The 15,426-nt window shown below is 75.9% G+C and carries 15 protein-coding genes and 1 pseudogene; 10 read left to right on the top strand and 6 right to left on the bottom strand.

The genetic code is table 11. The features are described 5' to 3' along the window. The first annotated feature begins 131 nt into the window (after nucleotides 1-131). The 4 genes from ACFWP2_RS26685 to ACFWP2_RS26700 are packed head-to-tail and all read left to right on the top strand — an operon-like array spanning nucleotide 132 to nucleotide 3,055. Nucleotides 132-428 carry a hypothetical protein gene (locus tag ACFWP2_RS26685; protein WP_380455824.1) on the top strand — a complete coding sequence of 99 codons (297 nt, stop codon included), beginning with the start codon at nucleotides 132-134 and terminating at the stop codon, nucleotides 426-428. After that, a complete protein-coding gene (locus tag ACFWP2_RS26690; protein WP_380455827.1) occupies nucleotides 425-1,753 on the top strand; it encodes a putative T7SS-secreted protein in 1,329 nt (442 codons plus the stop codon). The genes ACFWP2_RS26685 and ACFWP2_RS26690 overlap by 4 nt, the downstream gene beginning before the upstream one ends. After that, the gene (locus ACFWP2_RS26695; RefSeq protein ID WP_380455830.1) at nucleotides 1,743-2,429 is read left to right on the top strand and encodes a hypothetical protein; all 687 of its coding nucleotides are present in this window, start codon (nucleotides 1,743-1,745) and stop codon (nucleotides 2,427-2,429) included. Before ACFWP2_RS26690 ends, ACFWP2_RS26695 begins: the two co-directional genes overlap by 11 nt. After that, entirely contained in the window at nucleotides 2,426-3,055 is a 630-nt protein-coding gene (locus tag ACFWP2_RS26700) for a hypothetical protein (RefSeq protein WP_380455832.1), read from the top strand. Before ACFWP2_RS26695 ends, ACFWP2_RS26700 begins: the two co-directional genes overlap by 4 nt. Before the next feature lie 43 nt (nucleotides 3,056-3,098). On the opposite strand, the gene ACFWP2_RS26705 is transcribed toward ACFWP2_RS26700, so the two are convergent. The 5 genes from ACFWP2_RS26705 to ACFWP2_RS26725 form a co-directional block, all read right to left on the bottom strand. Beyond that, nucleotides 3,099-3,773: a phosphonatase-like hydrolase gene (locus tag ACFWP2_RS26705; protein WP_380455834.1), complete on the bottom strand. Its 675-nt coding sequence runs from the start codon at nucleotides 3,771-3,773 to the stop codon at nucleotides 3,099-3,101. An 11-nt stretch (nucleotides 3,774-3,784) separates the two neighbouring features. Next, the gene (locus ACFWP2_RS26710; RefSeq protein ID WP_380455837.1) at nucleotides 3,785-4,906 is read right to left on the bottom strand and encodes a TIGR03364 family FAD-dependent oxidoreductase; all 1,122 of its coding nucleotides are present in this window, start codon (nucleotides 4,904-4,906) and stop codon (nucleotides 3,785-3,787) included. 117 nt (nucleotides 4,907-5,023) lie between these two features. After that, nucleotides 5,024-5,539: a pyridoxamine 5'-phosphate oxidase family protein gene (locus ACFWP2_RS26715; RefSeq protein ID WP_380455839.1), complete on the bottom strand. Its 516-nt coding sequence runs from the start codon at nucleotides 5,537-5,539 to the stop codon at nucleotides 5,024-5,026. Nucleotides 5,540-5,690: 151 nt separating this feature from the next. Then, nucleotides 5,691-6,353: a phosphatase PAP2 family protein gene (locus ACFWP2_RS26720; RefSeq protein ID WP_380455841.1), complete on the bottom strand. Its 663-nt coding sequence runs from the start codon at nucleotides 6,351-6,353 to the stop codon at nucleotides 5,691-5,693. Beyond that, the gene (locus ACFWP2_RS26725) at nucleotides 6,353-7,021 is read right to left on the bottom strand and encodes a DedA family protein (protein WP_380455844.1); all 669 of its coding nucleotides are present in this window, start codon (nucleotides 7,019-7,021) and stop codon (nucleotides 6,353-6,355) included. The genes ACFWP2_RS26720 and ACFWP2_RS26725 overlap by 1 nt, the downstream gene beginning before the upstream one ends. A 115-nt stretch (nucleotides 7,022-7,136) precedes the next feature. Between ACFWP2_RS26725 and ACFWP2_RS26730 the strand changes: the two are divergent. The 3 genes and pseudogenes from ACFWP2_RS26730 to ACFWP2_RS26740 form a co-directional block, all read left to right on the top strand. After that, a pseudogene (locus tag ACFWP2_RS26730) lies at nucleotides 7,137-7,502 on the top strand (BlaI/MecI/CopY family transcriptional regulator); the annotation flags it as partial. Nucleotides 7,503-7,663: 161 nt separating this feature from the next. Beyond that, entirely contained in the window at nucleotides 7,664-8,899 is a 1,236-nt protein-coding gene (locus ACFWP2_RS26735) for a M48 family metalloprotease (protein WP_380455846.1), read from the top strand. 173 nt (nucleotides 8,900-9,072) lie between these two features. Further along, entirely contained in the window at nucleotides 9,073-10,539 is a 1,467-nt protein-coding gene (locus ACFWP2_RS26740) for a GAF domain-containing protein (RefSeq protein ID WP_380455849.1), read from the top strand. Between the two features lie 43 nt (nucleotides 10,540-10,582). Here the strand turns inward: ACFWP2_RS26740 and ACFWP2_RS26745 are convergent, their stop codons facing one another. Beyond that, nucleotides 10,583-11,083, bottom strand: a complete 501-nt coding sequence (locus ACFWP2_RS26745) for an SsgA family sporulation/cell division regulator (protein ID WP_380455851.1) — start codon at nucleotides 11,081-11,083, stop codon at nucleotides 10,583-10,585. A 331-nt stretch (nucleotides 11,084-11,414) separates the two neighbouring features. On the opposite strand from ACFWP2_RS26745, the gene ACFWP2_RS26750 reads away from it, so the two are divergent. The 3 genes from ACFWP2_RS26750 (at nucleotide 11,415) to ACFWP2_RS26760 (ending at nucleotide 15,340) form a co-directional block, all read left to right on the top strand. Continuing rightward, nucleotides 11,415-12,752: a hypothetical protein gene (locus tag ACFWP2_RS26750; RefSeq protein WP_380455853.1), complete on the top strand. Its 1,338-nt coding sequence runs from the start codon at nucleotides 11,415-11,417 to the stop codon at nucleotides 12,750-12,752. Nucleotides 12,753-12,909: 157 nt separating this feature from the next. After that, nucleotides 12,910-14,250, top strand: a complete 1,341-nt coding sequence (locus tag ACFWP2_RS26755) for a TerD family protein (protein ID WP_380455857.1) — start codon at nucleotides 12,910-12,912, stop codon at nucleotides 14,248-14,250. 124 nt (nucleotides 14,251-14,374) lie between these two features. Next, entirely contained in the window at nucleotides 14,375-15,340 is a 966-nt protein-coding gene (locus ACFWP2_RS26760) for an SGNH/GDSL hydrolase family protein (protein ID WP_380455859.1), read from the top strand. Nucleotides 15,341-15,426: the final 86 nt, after the last annotated feature.

A 15,426-nucleotide genomic window follows, 5' to 3' on the forward strand; every position in this document is an offset into this window, starting at 1 on the left:
CGTCAAGAAGGCGTCGACGGCCCGTAAAAGTCACGCAAACATCCTCCTCCGCCCCCGGATACGGCGATCACCGGCGCAACGGTCGGGGCTATGCTCGCCCGGTCCGACAAACCACGCATCGGGGGGCGAAAGTGTCCGACTTCAAGGTCAGTACCGAATTCCTCGCCAAGTTGGCGCAGGACCTCAAAGGCTGTGGCGACGAACTCGACCAGGGGCTCAAGGCGTTCGAGGCGGCCGGCCACACCGGCACCGGCTTCGACTTCCTGGACGAGGCCTGCGGGCACTTCAAGGACAAGTGGCAGTTCGGCCTGAAGAAGGTCCGCGAGTGCGTCAAGGTCCTGGACGAGGGCCTGGAGCAGGTGCAGAAGAACTACGACGGCACCGAGCAGAGCATCGTCAAGGTCCTCACCCCGGCGGGGCAGTCGTGACCGCCCCCACGCCGCCGGCACCCGACTGGTCCGGCCTCGGCTTCAACCCCACCCCCGGCGACTCCGCCGCCGTCACCGCGCTCAGCACCAGCCTGCGCCGGGTGGGCCAGCACCTGAGCGGCGTGCACACCACGCTCTCCCAGATCTCCGGCAACGAGGGGCAGTGGACGGGAGAGGCCGCCAAGGCCTTCTCGAAGCAGTTCGGCAAGCTGCCCGGCTACCTCCAGGACGCCGCCGACTCGATCACCGCCGCCTACACGGCGCTCGACGTCTGGTACAAGGCGCTGACCGAACACCAGCCCAAGGCAGCCGAGTTGGCCGCCTCGGCGGTCGCCGCCAAGAAGCGGAAGGACGAGGCGGACAAGGCCCACGGCGCCGCGGCCGCCGACCCCGACCTCCAACTCGCCGGCCGGCACTTCCCCGACGACGCGAGCCTCGCCGCCGCCGAACAGCGCTACACCAAGGCCAAGGGCCACCTGGACGCGGCCGCCGGCCTGCTCAGCAGCGCGAGCACCGAGCTCTCCGGCCTGCAGAAGCAGGCCCACGAACTCGCCGGGACCCACCAGTCGGACGCGAAGAAGACGGCCGAGGCCGTCCGCAAGGCCGCCGACAGCAAGGCCCCGCCGGAGCCCGGCTGGCTCAGCAAGGTCGGCGACTGGTTCAAGAACCACGGCGCGGACCTGCTGACCGTCGCGGCCGGCGTCTGCGGCGTCGCGGCGATCTTCTTCCCCGCCTTCGCGCTGCCGGCGCTCCTGCTGAGCGCCGCCGCCGCGGGCGCGCACGCGACCCAGTACGCCGCCAAGGGCCAGCTGTGGCCGCCGCAGAAGAACATCGGCAACTGGCTGACCCTGGGCGGCGACGTCCTCGGCGCGATCCCCGGTGTGGGTGTCGCGGCCAAGGGCGTGACCGCCGTCCGGGAGGCCCGCGCCGCCGGTGCGGGCGTGCGCGGCGCGGTCTCCGCCGGGTCCACCGAGGTCCGGACCGCCGCCCGGGGGATCGACCCGGCCAACCCGGTCTTCACCACGGCGATCGAGAAGCCGGCCATCAAGCTCGGCGTCTCCAAGGCCACCGCGATGAACGTCTCCGACGGCGTCCAGGCCGCCACCACCGCCGGGCTCAACGCCCCGACCGCGTACGCGCTCACCCAGGACAATCCGAGCGACGACCTCGCCGGTGCGGTCAACTACACCACCGGCGGCAACAGCGTCGTCGGCTCGGCGGGCATGGCGGCCGGCGGCGGCAAGGCCAACGTCATCATCGGCAGCGTGTCCACCGTCGGCAACCTGCTCGGCATGGGCGGATGGGCGGCCGGCTATGGCCGTTGAGACCCCGGGCGCCACCGCCCCGCCGCTCTGGCTCGACCTGCCCGCGGGCTTCACCGCCGTCGACCTGGACGAGGACCCCGGCGACCGGATGGCCCGGGCCGCGGAGCGGTTGGACGCGCTCTTCCCCGACGCCGGGGCCGAGCAGAAGCTCGCCGCCGTGATCGCCTCCGAGACCGCGCTCCAGGCCCAGCTGCGGGAGGGCGCGGTCCACGTGTCCGGCTGTCTGGTCCGGGCCGGGGACGGCGGTCCGATCCACGGCGTGCTCTCCGTCTTCCTCCGCCCGCAGGACCTCGGCGCGCCGGGCAGCTACCCCGCGCGGGTCGCCGCGGAGCTGGCCGAGGCCTGGCCGGACGCCGACGTCGGCGTGGTGGACCTGCCGCTCGGCCGCGCCGCCCTGGCCGCCCGCGAGCTGACCGTCCCGGTGCCCGGCGCGGTGTTCGGCGTACCGGAGTCGGCCGTCAGCACGGTCCGCCAGCTCGAACTGCTGATCCCGCACCCGTGGAGCCCGTACGTGGTCGCCGCCGTCTTCACCACCGAGGACGTCGACCACTGGGACGAGTGGCTGCCGCTGGTCGCCGCCGCGTACCGGGGCATCTCCTTCCACCCGCCCCGGGACGAGAGCCGCGACACCGTGCCGCCCGACCAGTGGGACAACGTCCGGAAGGCCTTCGGATGACCGTCGCCCCGCCCGACCAGGCGACTCGAAGCGGCCCGCGCCGGCTCGGGGGCGCGGCGGCGCTCATCGCGCTCTCCACCGCCATGCTCGTCGCCGTCATCGCGCTGGACGTCCACGTCAACTCGTTCCTCGCCACCGTGGTCGGGTTCGGCTACCCCCTGGTGATGCTGATCGCGTTCGCCCTGCGCCGCGACGCCGACACCAACCCCGCCTTCCAGAAGAGGATGTTCGTCTGGAGCGCGGGCATCTGCGCGGTCGCCTTCGTCGCGTACCTCGCGGGTTCCGCCGCCTGGACCAACCTGATCCTGGGCTCCGGCCGGACGGTGCGGGCCGTGGTGGTCGACGAGAAGGTCACCGACTCGCTCCACGGCACCGGGCGGGCGTACACCCTGGCCGCCACGGAGCTGAACGACGAGGTCCCGGGCGGCCCGCTGGAGGAGCGCGACGCGCTGTTCAAGCGCGGCGACGTGGTGACCGTCCGGATGGACCCGGCCGGGCGGGTCGCCCCCAAGCTCCCCGGCGAGGTCGGCTCCCCCGCCTACCTGCTGCTGTTCCTCGGCTGCAACGTCCTGATCGACGGCGCCGTGCTCTGGTCGGTGCGACGGCCCGGGCCGTCGCCCGCCTGAGCCGTCGCCCGCCCCGGGCTGGGCCCGGGGCGGGCGGGCCGGATCAGCCCAGCAGGGTGGGCAGTTCGGCGATCGAGCCGAGGACGTGGGTCGCGCCGTCGGCCCGCAGGCGGGCCTCGTCGTGGGCGCCGGTGAGGACGCCGGCGACGATCGAGGCGCCGGCCCGGGTGCCGGTCAGCATGTCGTAGCCGGTGTCGCCGGCCACGGCGATCCGGCGGACGGAATCGGTGCCGGTGCGCAGCAGCGCGGTGAGCACCAGGTCGGGGTACGGGCGGCCGCGGCCGGCCTCGGCGGGGCAGAGGGTCAGGTCGGCGACGGACTGCCAGCCCAGGGCGTCCAGGATGCGGTCCTGGGTGGTGCGGGAGAAGCCGGTGGTGAGGACCACCTTGCGGCCCTGGCCCCGGAGTTCGGCGATGGCCTCGGCGGCGCCGGGCAGGGCGGCGCAGTGGCCGGCGTCGACGAGGTCGTCGTAGGCGGCCTCGAAGGCGGCGTTGGCCAGCTGGGCCTTCTCCTCCTCGCCGAACAGGTGCCGGAAGACGGAGATCTTGGACTCGCCCATGGTGGCCCGGACGTGGGCCAGCATCGGGTCGAACTCCGGGCTGCCGGCCTCGACGCCGAGCTTCGCGGCGGCCGCGGTGAACGCCTGCTCGACGAGGCCGTCGTCGGCGACGGTGGTGCCGGCCATGTCGAGCACGACCAGGCGGATGTCGGTGGTCACAACAACGTTCCTTACAGGTTGGCGAGTTCGGCGGTGGTCTCGGCGATGGCGGGCGAGCAGGTCATGCCCCGGCCGCCGGGGCCGGTGACCAGCCAGACGGCGTCGCGCACGCGCTCGCGGTGGACGACCCGGGTGGTGTCGACGCACTGCGCGTACACCCCGGCCCAGCGGCGGCGGATCCGCGGCACCGGGCGGCCGAGCAGTTCCTCGACGACGCCCACCAGGTGGTCGTAGGGGTCCTCGACGACGTCGAAGCCGAACGGCTGGTCGTACTCGTGGGTGTCGCCGATGGTCAGGCCGCCGTCGCGGCGCTGGACCATGAGCAGCTGCATCTTGTGCTCGGCGGCGACCGGCGGCTGCGGCTGGGTCTCGCGCAGCCGGTCCAGGGCGGTGCCGGCGAACGCCGGGTAGTAGCGGAAGCTGTCGCCGTCGGCGACGGAGGTGGTGAGGGTCTCGCCGAGCGGGTCGGTCTGCATCATCTGGAGCCGGACCCGGCGGACCGGCAGGGCGGGGGCGAGTTCGCGGACCAGGCCGCCGATCCAGGCGCCGGTGCAGAGGATCACCAGGTCGCCGGTGTGGACGTCGCCGTGGTCGTCGCGGACGGCGTTCTCGCCGACGACCTCGCGCACCTCGCGTCCGGGCAGGAAGGTGTACCGGCCGGTGGCCTCCAGGGCCGCGCGCAGCGCGCGCTGGGCGGTGCGGGGCTCGACGGCGGCGTCGCGCTCGCACCACAGGGCGCCGAGCAGCTTGCCGCGCAGGGCCGGGTTGGCGGCGCGGGTCTCGTCCGGGTCGAGCAGCTCGTAGCCGCGGGCGGCGGCGTCCGGCAGGGTCAGGGCCTGCTCGGCGACGGCGAGTTCGGCCTCGGTGCGGATCGCGGTGAGCGACCCGTTCGCCCGGAAGCCGAGGTCCGGGACGCGGGCGCCGATGGACTCCCACAGGTCGCGGGCGCGCAGCGCGGTGTCCAGTTCCTCGCCCTGCGCCCGGCCGCTGACCCAGACCAGGCCGAAGTTGCGCACCGAGGCGCCGCGCGCCTCGGTCTCGCGCTCCAGGTGGACGACCTCGTGGCCGCGCTCGACGGCCTGCCAGGCGTGCATGCTGCCGAGCACGCCTGCTCCTACGACGATGACTCTCATGCGTCCAGGCTGATGCGCCCGGGTGTCCGAGGGGCGTCGGAATGCCGTCCCGCGGATGAACCGCCTGGAAAGTTGTACAGACAACCCGAGCCGACCATCCGGCGGCGCCCGGGCCGGCTAGGACCGCACCACCCGCGCCCGCAGGTAGTTGCGCCGACCGAAGTTCGGCTCGTCCACCGCCGTCAGCTCCTCCACCTGGAACCGGTAGAGCGCCGACGCCCCGCCGCCGGTCAGGAACTGCCGCCGGACCTCCTCGTCCTGCGCGAAGGCCGGGTAGCGCCCCCGGTAGGCGGCCAGCGCCGCCTCGGCCTGCCGCCCCCAGGCCTCGCTCGCGCCGCCGGTCAGCTGGAGGCCGCGCAGCTGCTCGCCGAAGACCGGCGGCGGCAGGAAGACGGTGGCGGCGGCCCGGGCCTCCTCGGCCAGGTGGTGGCTGTGCCGGGTGGAGCGCTCGCTGACGAAGTAGAGGACGAGGTCGTCGTCGTACGCGAAGAAGGCCAGATTGGCGTGCGGGCCGTGCTCGTGGCCCGCGGTGGCGAGGGTGAGCACCATGGCCTCGGCCAACAGCCCCTCGACGCCCTTGTGCAGCAGGTCCCCCTGCCAGTCCCCCTGCGTGATGTCGAGTCGGTACGGCATTCGGCACTCCCTCCGCTGGCACGCCCGGCGCCCTCGCGCCCGGGCACGACTGAGCCGGGCGGGCGCCCCCCGGAGGAGGCTCCACGCCCGGCTCACATGCTCCACCCGTCGTCCGAAAGCGGACAAGGGGCGGGCGGACACCGGCCCGGTGCTACCGGGACTCGTACGGCGCGTACCCGCGGGCCGTCACCGCCGGCGTCCCCGGCCCGAGCAGCGGCCGCAGCGCGCCCGCCCGCATCCGGTCCACCAGCGGTCCGCAGCGCCCGGCGACCGGCGCCAGCACCACCGCGACCAGCAGCCCGACCAGCGCGCCCACCGCCACGTCGTGCGGGTAGTGCACACCGACCCAGACCCGGGAGGCGGCCATCAGCACCGCGAACAGGCCGGCCACCGCGCCGAGCCGCCGGTCGACGAACCAGAGCGAGGCCGCGGCGGCGAAGGCGATCACCGAGTGGTTGCTCGGGAACGACCAGTCCCCGGGGCCCGGGCAGGTCTCCAGGCTGACGCTGCCGGGGATCTGCGCGCACGGCCGGAGCTCCTCGACCCCGTCCTTGAACACCGAGTTGACGGCGTACGCGACGACCACGATCAGCGGCGAGGCGAGCACCCTGGCCATCACGGCCGAGTCCGCGCCGCGCGCCCGCCACCACGCGTAGAGCATGAAGACCGCGAACAGCCCGAGGCCGAGCGCCGACCAGACCTTGATCAGCTCGTCCAGCCAGTGCGGGGCGGACTGCGCCCAGCCGTTGACCCGGGTGTACAGGCCGCCGTCGATCCCGCTGCCGTCGTACACGGCGAGCACCCGGGAGGACATCACGCGTCACCTCCGTGACGTCGCGCCTTACGGGCGCGGAACAGTTCGAGAACAAGGGGGAGCATGGAGACAACTACTACCAGACCGATGATCGGCAGCAGATACCGGTCGATACTGGGGACGGACGAGCCGAGCCCGTACCCGGCGAGCACCACGCCGACCGTCCAGACCACACCGCCCGCCACCTGCCAGAAGGTGAACGAGCGGACGGGCACGTCGAGCACGCCGCAGAGCGGATTCAGCACCGTACGGACCACCGGGATGAACCGGGCGAGCACGATCGCCTTGCCGTGGCCGTACCTGTTCAGCAGCTCCTCGGCCCGGGCGACACCCTCCAGCAGGCTCTTGCGCCTGGTCCGGCCGAGCAGCGCCCGACCGCCGCGCCGGCCGATGAGGTAGCCGACCTGGGCCCCGACGAGCGCACCGACCAGGGCGGCGGGCAGCACCTGCCACAGGTGCAGCTGCGGGCCCTTGGTGGCGCCGGGCACGCAGAGCAGTCCGGCGGTGAACAGCAGCGAGTCGCCGGGCAGGAAGAAGCCCACCAGCAGGCCGGTCTCGGCGAACAGCACCGCGGCGATGCCGAGCGCGCCGAACGCGGCGAGCAGTGAGGACGCGTCCAGCGGGTTCACCGCGAGGTGAACGGCCGGATCGGCGAGGAACTGGAGCAAGGCCGACGGACCTCCCGTACGTTGGGGGGCGGTTCGCATCGGAACCCGCCCCGACCGTCTACAGTTGCGTAGACGGTCTACATGACTGTAGACGAAACTTGGAGGAAGCGCCGCCATGCCCGACGTACCGTCCGCCCGCCGGCCCGCCGGGGAGCTGGAGGCCGAGGTGCTGGCCGCCCTCTGGTCCGCCCGGCAACCGATGACGCCGCAGGACGTCCAGGCCGCGCTCGGCGGGGACCTCGCCCGCACCACCGTCGCGACGATCCTGGGCCGGCTGTTCGACAAGGGAACGGTCGTCCGCACCCGGGCCGGCCGGGCCTACGCCTACACCCCGACCGTCCAGGACACCGCGGGGCTCGCCGCCCGCCGGATGCACACCGAACTCGGCCGGGAGTCCGACCGCTCCACCGTGCTGGCCCGCTTCGTCTCCGACCTCTCCGCCGAGGACGAGCAGCTGCTGCGCGAACTGCTCGGCGACGGCGCCCCGGGCGTGGACGCGGCGGGCATGGGCGCGGCGGTGGACGCGGCGGGGCCGAGCGCCGAGGGCCCGGGCAGCGCCGGCCCGGGCGCGCCCGGAGCGGCCGGAGCGACCGGAGCGACCGGAGCGACCGGAGCGACCGGAGCGACCGGAGCGACCGGCCGATGATGCTCGCCGTCTGGGTCCCGCTGCTGCTGCCCTTCCTGGCCGTCCCCCTGGCCCGCCGCCTCGCCGAGGCGCTGCCGCCGCGGCCCGCCGCCTGGATGCTGGCCGGCAGCGCCACCGTGCTGGCCGGCGGCACCCTCTGCTCGCTCGGCCTACTGGCCGCCGACGGGCTGCTCCAGCTCCCGCCCGTCGCCGCCCTCGGCCACCTCTCGCTGCCCTGGCTCACCGCCGCCGCGCCCGACGCGCCGTTCGCGGCCGCGCTCGCCGCCCTGGCGCTCCTCGCCCTGGGCGCGCTGGCCGTGCGCACCGTCCGCCGGCGGCAGCGCGAGCTGCGCACCGCCCGGGCCGCGCTCCCGGCCCACCACCACCGCGCGGAGCCGCTCGACGACCGGCTCGCCGACGGCGCCGACCACGCCGACCACGCCGACCACGCCGACCACCACCGTACGGACCGGACCGGCGCCCACCGGCCGGGCCGCGCCCCCTCCCCTGTCCAGCATCCGGACATGCGCCCCCCGCAAGCCTCCGTGCGCCGGTCGCGCCCCTCGGCGCGGCCGACTTCCCTCTGCCGGCCCGCCGTGCTCTTCCGGCCCGCCGCCCTCCTCCGGCCCACGGCCCTGCTCCGGCCCGCCGACCACCCGCTCACCGTGCTGGACGACGAGTGCGCCGACGCCTTCGCCCTGCCCGGCCGCCTGGGCCGCCCCGGCCGACCGGGCGAGCCCGGCCGGATCGTGGTGACCTCCGGCATGCTGCGCGCCCTCGACGGCCCCGAGCGCTCCGCGCTGCTCGCCCACGAACGGGCCCATCTGACCGCCCGCCACCACCTCTTCCTCGCCCTCGCCGAGCACGCCGCCGACATCCACCCGGCGCTCCGCCGACTGCGCGCGCCCCTCGGGTACCACCTGGAGCGCTGGGCCGACGAGGTCGCGGCGGCCCGGGTCGGCGACCGCGCCGTGACCGCCCGCGCGGTCGGCCGGGCAGCCCTGGCCGCGAGCCGTTCCCCCTGGCCGGCCCGCCCCCGGACGGTCGCCACCGCCCACTCCGGCCCGGTCCCGCGCCGGGTCGCCGCCCTGCTCCAGCCCCGCCCGGCGACCGCCCCCGGCACCCGGCGGCGGGCCGCCGCCGTGGCCCTGGCCGCCTGCCTGGCGCTGAGCACCGCCGCCACCCTGGAGGCCACCGCCGACCTGCACCACACCGTGGAGGCGGCCCAGCACGGCTCCGGCGCGCAGCACTGAACCGACCCCCGCCCGCCCCGGGGCCCGGGCGGCGGGCCGCGTTCCGCCCCGCGTTCCGACCGCCCGGTATGCCGACTTGCCGGACCCCATCCCCTGCGGCCCACGGCACCCGTACGCTTTCGTCAGCGCGTCGGCCCCGACGCGTCCTCGAACGGCGGCGAGGAGCGAAGCGAGTGCGGCAGACCGGACGGCAGTCCCGACGACCAGAGCGCCGCACCCCGCCGACCGCGACGGAGCTGGCCAAGGTCCACGACCGCACCCTCGCCGACGCCGCCGCCCGGGAGCTGGCCGTCCCCGCCCGCGCCGAGGAGGCCGCGAGCCCCGGCCTGCTCGAACCCCGGCCCGAGATCGGCGACTCCTGGGCCCGGCTGCGCCGGCTCGGCCTCGACCCCGACACCGGCGCCGCCGCCGTCCTGCTGGGCCCCGGCGAAATCGAACAGCGACGCCGCACCAGCGGGCTCGACACGGTCCTGCCGGTGCTGCGCGAGACCCTGATGGACGGGGGCGGCACGGCCCCGCTGCTGTTGGCCGTCGCCGACGCCGAGGGCCACGTGCTATGGCAGGAGGGCGAACGCGGCCTGCGCCGCAGCGCCGAGCGGATCGGCTTCACCACCGGCGCCCGCTGGATCGAGGAGAGCGTCGGCACCAACGGCATCGCGGTCGCGCTGCGCGCCCGGCGCCCCATGCACGTCCACTCCGCCGAGCACTACCTGCGCAGCCACCACTCCTGGACCTGCGTGGCCGCGCCGGTGCGCGACCCCGGCACCGGCCGGCTGGTCGGCGCCATCAATCTGAGCGGCCCCGCGCACACCGTCCGCCCGTACCTGCTCCAGCTCACCGCGACCGCCGCCCGGCTCGCCGAGACCGAACTGCGCGCCCACCGGATGGAGGCGCTGCACCAGCTGCGCGCCCTGGCCGCCCCGCTGCTCGCCCGGGTCGGCGGCCCGGCGCTGGTGGTGGACGCCGCCGGCTGGACCGCCGCCTCGGCCGGGCTGCCGCCGCCCAGCCGGCTGCGGGTGCCCAGCGAGGGCTGGACCCCGGCCGCCGTGCACTGGGTGCCGGGCCTCGGCGAGTGCGTGCTGGAGCCGCTCGCCGACGGCTGGCTGGTGCGACCGGTCCGGTCGCCCGAGGCGGACGGCTCCGGCACGGTGACCGCCGAGCAGGCCGAGGGCGCCCGTCTCCGGCTGGACCTGCGCCGCCCGGACCGCCCCGAACTGTCCGTCCGGGGCGCGGCCGGCAGCTGGTCGCACCCGCTCAGCCCGCGCCACGCCGAACTGGTGCTCCTGCTCGCCACCGGACGCGAGGGCAGCACGGCCGCCCAGCTCGCCGAGGCGCTGTTCGGCGACGCCGGGCGGACGGTGACGGTGCGCGCCGAGCTCTCGCGGCTGCGCCGCTACCTGGGTGGGCTGCTGGCCCACCGGCCGTACCGGATCGCCGAGTCGGTGCTGGTCACCGTGGACGGGCCGGACGACCCGTACGACCTGCTGCCCGCCTCCTCGGCTCCCGCCGTGCGGCGGCTGCGGGCCGCGCTGGCCGCGGGGACGACCCGGCTGCCCGGTGCGCCGCCCCTCCCGCCGCCGCCGCTCCGCCGCACCGGCGGAGCGGCGCTGACGGAAACGGAGCCGGCGGAACGACGCTGACGGCGGAGCGCCCTCGGCCGGTCGGGGCGTCGGCGCCCCGCCGTCAGCCGTTCGCGAGCAGCGCGGCCAGCTCGGCGTCGGTGGGGCCGCAGCGCCGCTCCTGGTCCTCGGAGACCAGCGCGTAGGTGCGGTCCAGCCAGGCCTGCACCCGGGGCTTGGAGGCCTCCAGCAGTGCGCTGCCGTGCGGGGATTCGAGCGCCAGGTGCAGCGTCGAGCCGTGGCACGGGCAGTACGCCGGCCACAGTTTGACGTCGCCCTGGCCGCTCAGCGTGCGCAGGCCGTCGCGCAGCAGTTCGCGCGAGAACACCCAGTCGGCCTCGTCCGGCCGCCCCAGGTGGAAGGTCAGCAGCACCTCGTACGGGCGAGCGGCGACGAACCGGAAGCGGGTGCGCACCTCGCCGACCACCTCCTCGCCCAGCGAGATCCGCAGCATCAGCACCTCCTCCACCGCCGCCGGAGCGGCGGTGGAGCCGTCCCCATCGCCGCCCGTGGGGGTGGCGGCGAGGGGTGCACTGGAGGCTGCGGACAGCGGGTCGGGCGGCATGACGGTCTCTCCGGGACGGCGTGGGATGACCTCAGCCTGCGTCACGCCCAAGGCACCGGGCAAGGGTTGCAAGGGGGTTGCAACAACCCCCGCCGAGGGCCGTCGCCACCCCGCCCGCGCTTGTCAGACGATCCGTCAACTTCCGTGCTTCGGAAGGGCATCGGTGACACAGACGGGGACCGATCGGGAAGCGACCACCCACTGGTACGCTCTCCCCTCTCCCCGGGCGGGCCCGCGCGGATCCGGTCCCCGGCGGCCGGAGCCGGACCGGGCGGCGACGCGTGGGAGAATACGGCGGACGCGACGGCGGCTTCGGGGAGGGAGGGGTCCGGTGGCTGTGCGCGAGGACACCGCGCGGGACGTGCGACACGAGCCCGCACGGCAGGCCCGCCACGGGCGGCCGCGCCCGTTCGGCGGCCGTTTCCGGCTGCCCACCCTGCGCTTCTCCGGCGCCGCGATGGCGATGTCCACCGTGGTCGGCATCAGCATCGCCACCACCCTGCTGCTCAACGAGCAACAGGGGATCGGCCGCCGGGCCGGTGTCGCCCGGGTCGGCACCACCCCGCCGCCCACGCCGGGCGCCACCGACCAGGCCGAGGCGGCCTCGGCACAGACCCCGACCGACGGCCTGTCCTCCGCCCCCTCCGCCGGCCACCCCGCCGCGGGCCGGCCCTCGACGGGCCCCTCCGGCCACCTCTCGGCACGCCCGTCCGGGCCGGCGCCGGTCGCCGCCACCCCGCCCGCACCCCGCACGGCGGGCCCGGGCACGCCCCAGACCGGCGGCCAGGCCTCGGCCGGGCAGGACGCGCCGGCCCCCGGCACCCAGCTCGCCGGCACCGAGGCCGGCACCCCGGCCCCGGCCGGGCCGTCGCCCTCCCCGTCCGTCCCCGTCCCGGACTGGCAGGCCAAGCAGCCCGGTTACGGCCCCTCCGCCCCCGGCCAGGGAGCGAACGCCCCCGGGCCTCGGCCGACCGCGCCCACCCGCCCGGTGCCGCCGCCGCCCGGCGCCACTCTCCCGGACTCCGGCGTCGCCGCGGGCGTCCCGGGGAAGGACGCCCCGGCCGACCCCGCCGAGGGCACCGGGCCGGCCGGCCCCGGGAACGTCCCGGACACCGACCACGCGCTGTCCGGCGTCGGCCTGCTCTCCCCCCTCGGCCCTGACGGCCTGCGGCACCGGCTCACCCTCGCGGTGGCCGAGCCGGTCACCGCGTTCCAGGCCGAGTTCCGGCTCGCCCCGGGCGAGTCCGCGCCCGGCACCGGCGCCGCCTGGACCGACCTGCCGGGCGCCGTGGTGACCGCCCAGCAGGAGCGCGGCACCCTCGTCTACCGCTTCACCACCCCGCCCGGCACCGACGTCCGGCCCGGCCACTACACCTTCGCCGTCCGCGGCGCCCGGGCGGCCGCCGAGCCGTCCGCCGCGGTGCGCAAGGCGCCCCCGGCCGAGAGCTGGAGCGCCGCCGCCTTCGCCCTCGACCACCCCCGCGCGGTCGCCGCGCTCGGGGGCTTCGGCCCGGCGCAGCCGCTGCCCGTCGCTCCGTGCGCGCCCGGCGCCCGCGCCGCCGCGCCGCTCCCCCGGCCGACCGTCGGCCCGGACCCCGCGCCGACCGCCGCGCCGGACTTCGTACCGGCCCTCGAGCCCGCCACCGGCCCGGCCCCCGCGGCGCGCTGACCTGCCGACGGCCGGGTGTAACGGTCGTTCGACGATCCGACGGTCGGCCGTTCCCGACGGGCACTTCCCCGAACCTCGTTCGTTACTGTGGGCAGCACCCGGCCCGGCGCCCCGACGGCCCCGGCCCGGCCGCCGTCCCGCACCCGAGGAGGAGTCCGTGTCCACCGTCCTGACCCAAGGCGGCAACGCACCGCTGACCGCCGCGCGAGTGACCGTCGAGGTCACCGCACCCAAGGCGTTGGACGTCTCCGGCCTGCTGCTGACCGATGCCGGAAAGGTCCGCTCGGACGACGACTTCGTCTTCTTCAACGCCCCGAACGGCCCCGGCGTCAGCCACCGTCCGGCCGCCGCCGGGACCCCCGACGCGATCACCGTCGACACCCGGGCCGTCCCGGCCGGCATCACCAAGATCGTGGTCACCGCGAGCCCCGCCGACCAGGTCTCCACCTTCGCCGGGACGGAGCCGACCGCCACCGTGCGCGACGCCGACACCGGCGAGGTGCTGGTCACCTTCACCCCGCCCCGGCTGGGCCTGGAGACCGCGCTCATCGTGGTCGAGGTCTACCTGCGGGGCGGCGCCTGGAAGGTGCGCGCGGTCGGCCAGGGCTACGCCGACGGGCTCGCGGGCATCGCCACCGACTTCGGCGTCAGCGTCGAGGACTCCCCGGCCCCGGCGGCCCCGGCTCCTGCCCCGGCCGCACCCGCCGCACCGGTCGCGCCGCCGGCGCCGGCCCCGGCGGACCGCACCGTCCAGCTCCCGACCCCGCCGGCCGCCCCGCCCGTGCCGCCCGCACCGGCCGGCCCCCCGGCCACCGCCCCGGTCGACCCGCGGATCGCCCTCGCCACCGGTCAGACCGCCGTCCCGGCCCCGCCCGCGGCTCCCCCGGCTCCCGCCGCGCCCGCGGCCCCGGCCGCCCCCGGCCGGATCACCCTGGACAAGGGCCGGGTCAGCCTGGTCAAGGGCAGCTCGGTCTCGCTGGTCAAGAACGGCCGCCCGTTCCTCTCCTCCATCCGGATGGCCCTCGGCTGGGAGCCCGCCGCCCGCGGCCGCAGCGTCGACCTGGACGCCTCCTGCCTCGCCTTCGACGCCCGGCACAAGCGCCTGGAGACGGCCTGGTTCATGAAGCTGAACATCTTCAACGGCGCGATCTCCCACTCCGGCGACAACCTCACCGGCGGCGGCGAGGGTGACGACGAGCAGATCACCGTCCACCTGGAGGGCCTGCCGGCCGAGGTCCACGGGCTGGTCTTCGTGGTCAACTCCTTCTCCGGCCAGAAGTTCACCGACGTGAAGAACGCCTACTGCCGTCTGCTGGACGCCCGGACGGAGGAGGAGCTGGTCCGCTTCGACCTCACCAACTCCGAGCCCCACACCGGTGTGATGATGTGCAAGCTGGTTCGCCGCCCGGGCGGCGAGTGGGAGATGACGGCGATCGGCGAGTACGTCGACGGCAAGACCGCGCGGGCGATGATCGAGCCCGCCGCCGCGGCGCTCTGACGCCCTCCGTCACAGGAACGCCCGTGGATTCACCCTCCCGAGGCATCAAGTCGTCCACACGGCGACTCGATTGACTCTCAGGGGGGTGAATCGCACTCTCCCCCGCCCCTCGAGGAGGAGAGCCGTGCCACGCTTCCTGTCCCGCCTCGCCGTCGCCGGCACCGCCACCGTGCTGGCCGCCGGGCTGACCACCCCGACCACCGCCCAGGCCGCCGCCCGGCCCGGCGACCGCGCCGCCGCACTGCGGTGGACGGCCCTCGGCGACTCCTACACCGCCGGAGTCATCGTGGCCACCGGCAACGAGACCGAGCCACGCGACGGCTGCGCCCGTACCGCCGAGTCCTATCCCGAGATCCTCCGCCGCGACCTCGGCTCCCTGGTCGCCCTGCGCAACGTCAGCTGCAGCGGCGCCACCACCGACAGCGTCGACAGCAGCGCGCAGTCCCCGCTCGGCCGGCCGCTCCCGCCGCTCGGCACCGACCCGAACGGCCCGTACCCGGCCGTCCCGCCGCAGATCGACGCCGTCGACCCGGCCACCGACCTGGTCACCGTCGGGATCGGCGGCAACGACCTCGGCTTCGCCGAGATCCTCAAGAGCTGCTTCGAACTCGGCGCCGTCCAGCTCGGCCAGGGCACGCCCTGCAAGGACAAGTTCGACGCGAGCCTGCCCGACCGCCTGAACCGGCTGCGCGGCGACTACGGCCGGATGCTGACGGCGGTGCACATCAAGGCCCCGTCCGCCAAGGTCCTCACCGTCGGCTACCCGCACCTGATCCCCGAGAACGCCGCCCTCTGCCAGTACGGCAACCCCCTGCAGTTCGGCACCTTCACCACCGGCGACCTCGCCTGGGCCCGCACCGCGCTCCTGGAGCCGCTCAACGCGGTCATCGCCCAGGACACCGCCGCCCGCGGCGACACCTTCGTGGACCTCTACCCCGCCAGCGCCGGCCACAGCGTCTGCGACGCCGACCACTGGCTGGACGGCGTGCTGACCAGCGTCATCCCCCTCAAGTACGCCGTGGTGCACCCCAACGCCACCGGCCAGGCCCACACCGCCGCCCTGGTCGAGGACGCCCTCCTCGGCGGCTGACCCGCCCCCGAGAACGGCCCGGCGCCGGGCGGGACCACGGAAAACCGGTGGCCCGCCCGCCCGTCGGGGACCATCCTGGTCCGATG

The organism is Kitasatospora sp. NPDC058444 (assembly GCF_042721415.1).
Lineage (GTDB): Bacteria > Actinomycetota > Actinomycetes > Streptomycetales > Streptomycetaceae > Kitasatospora.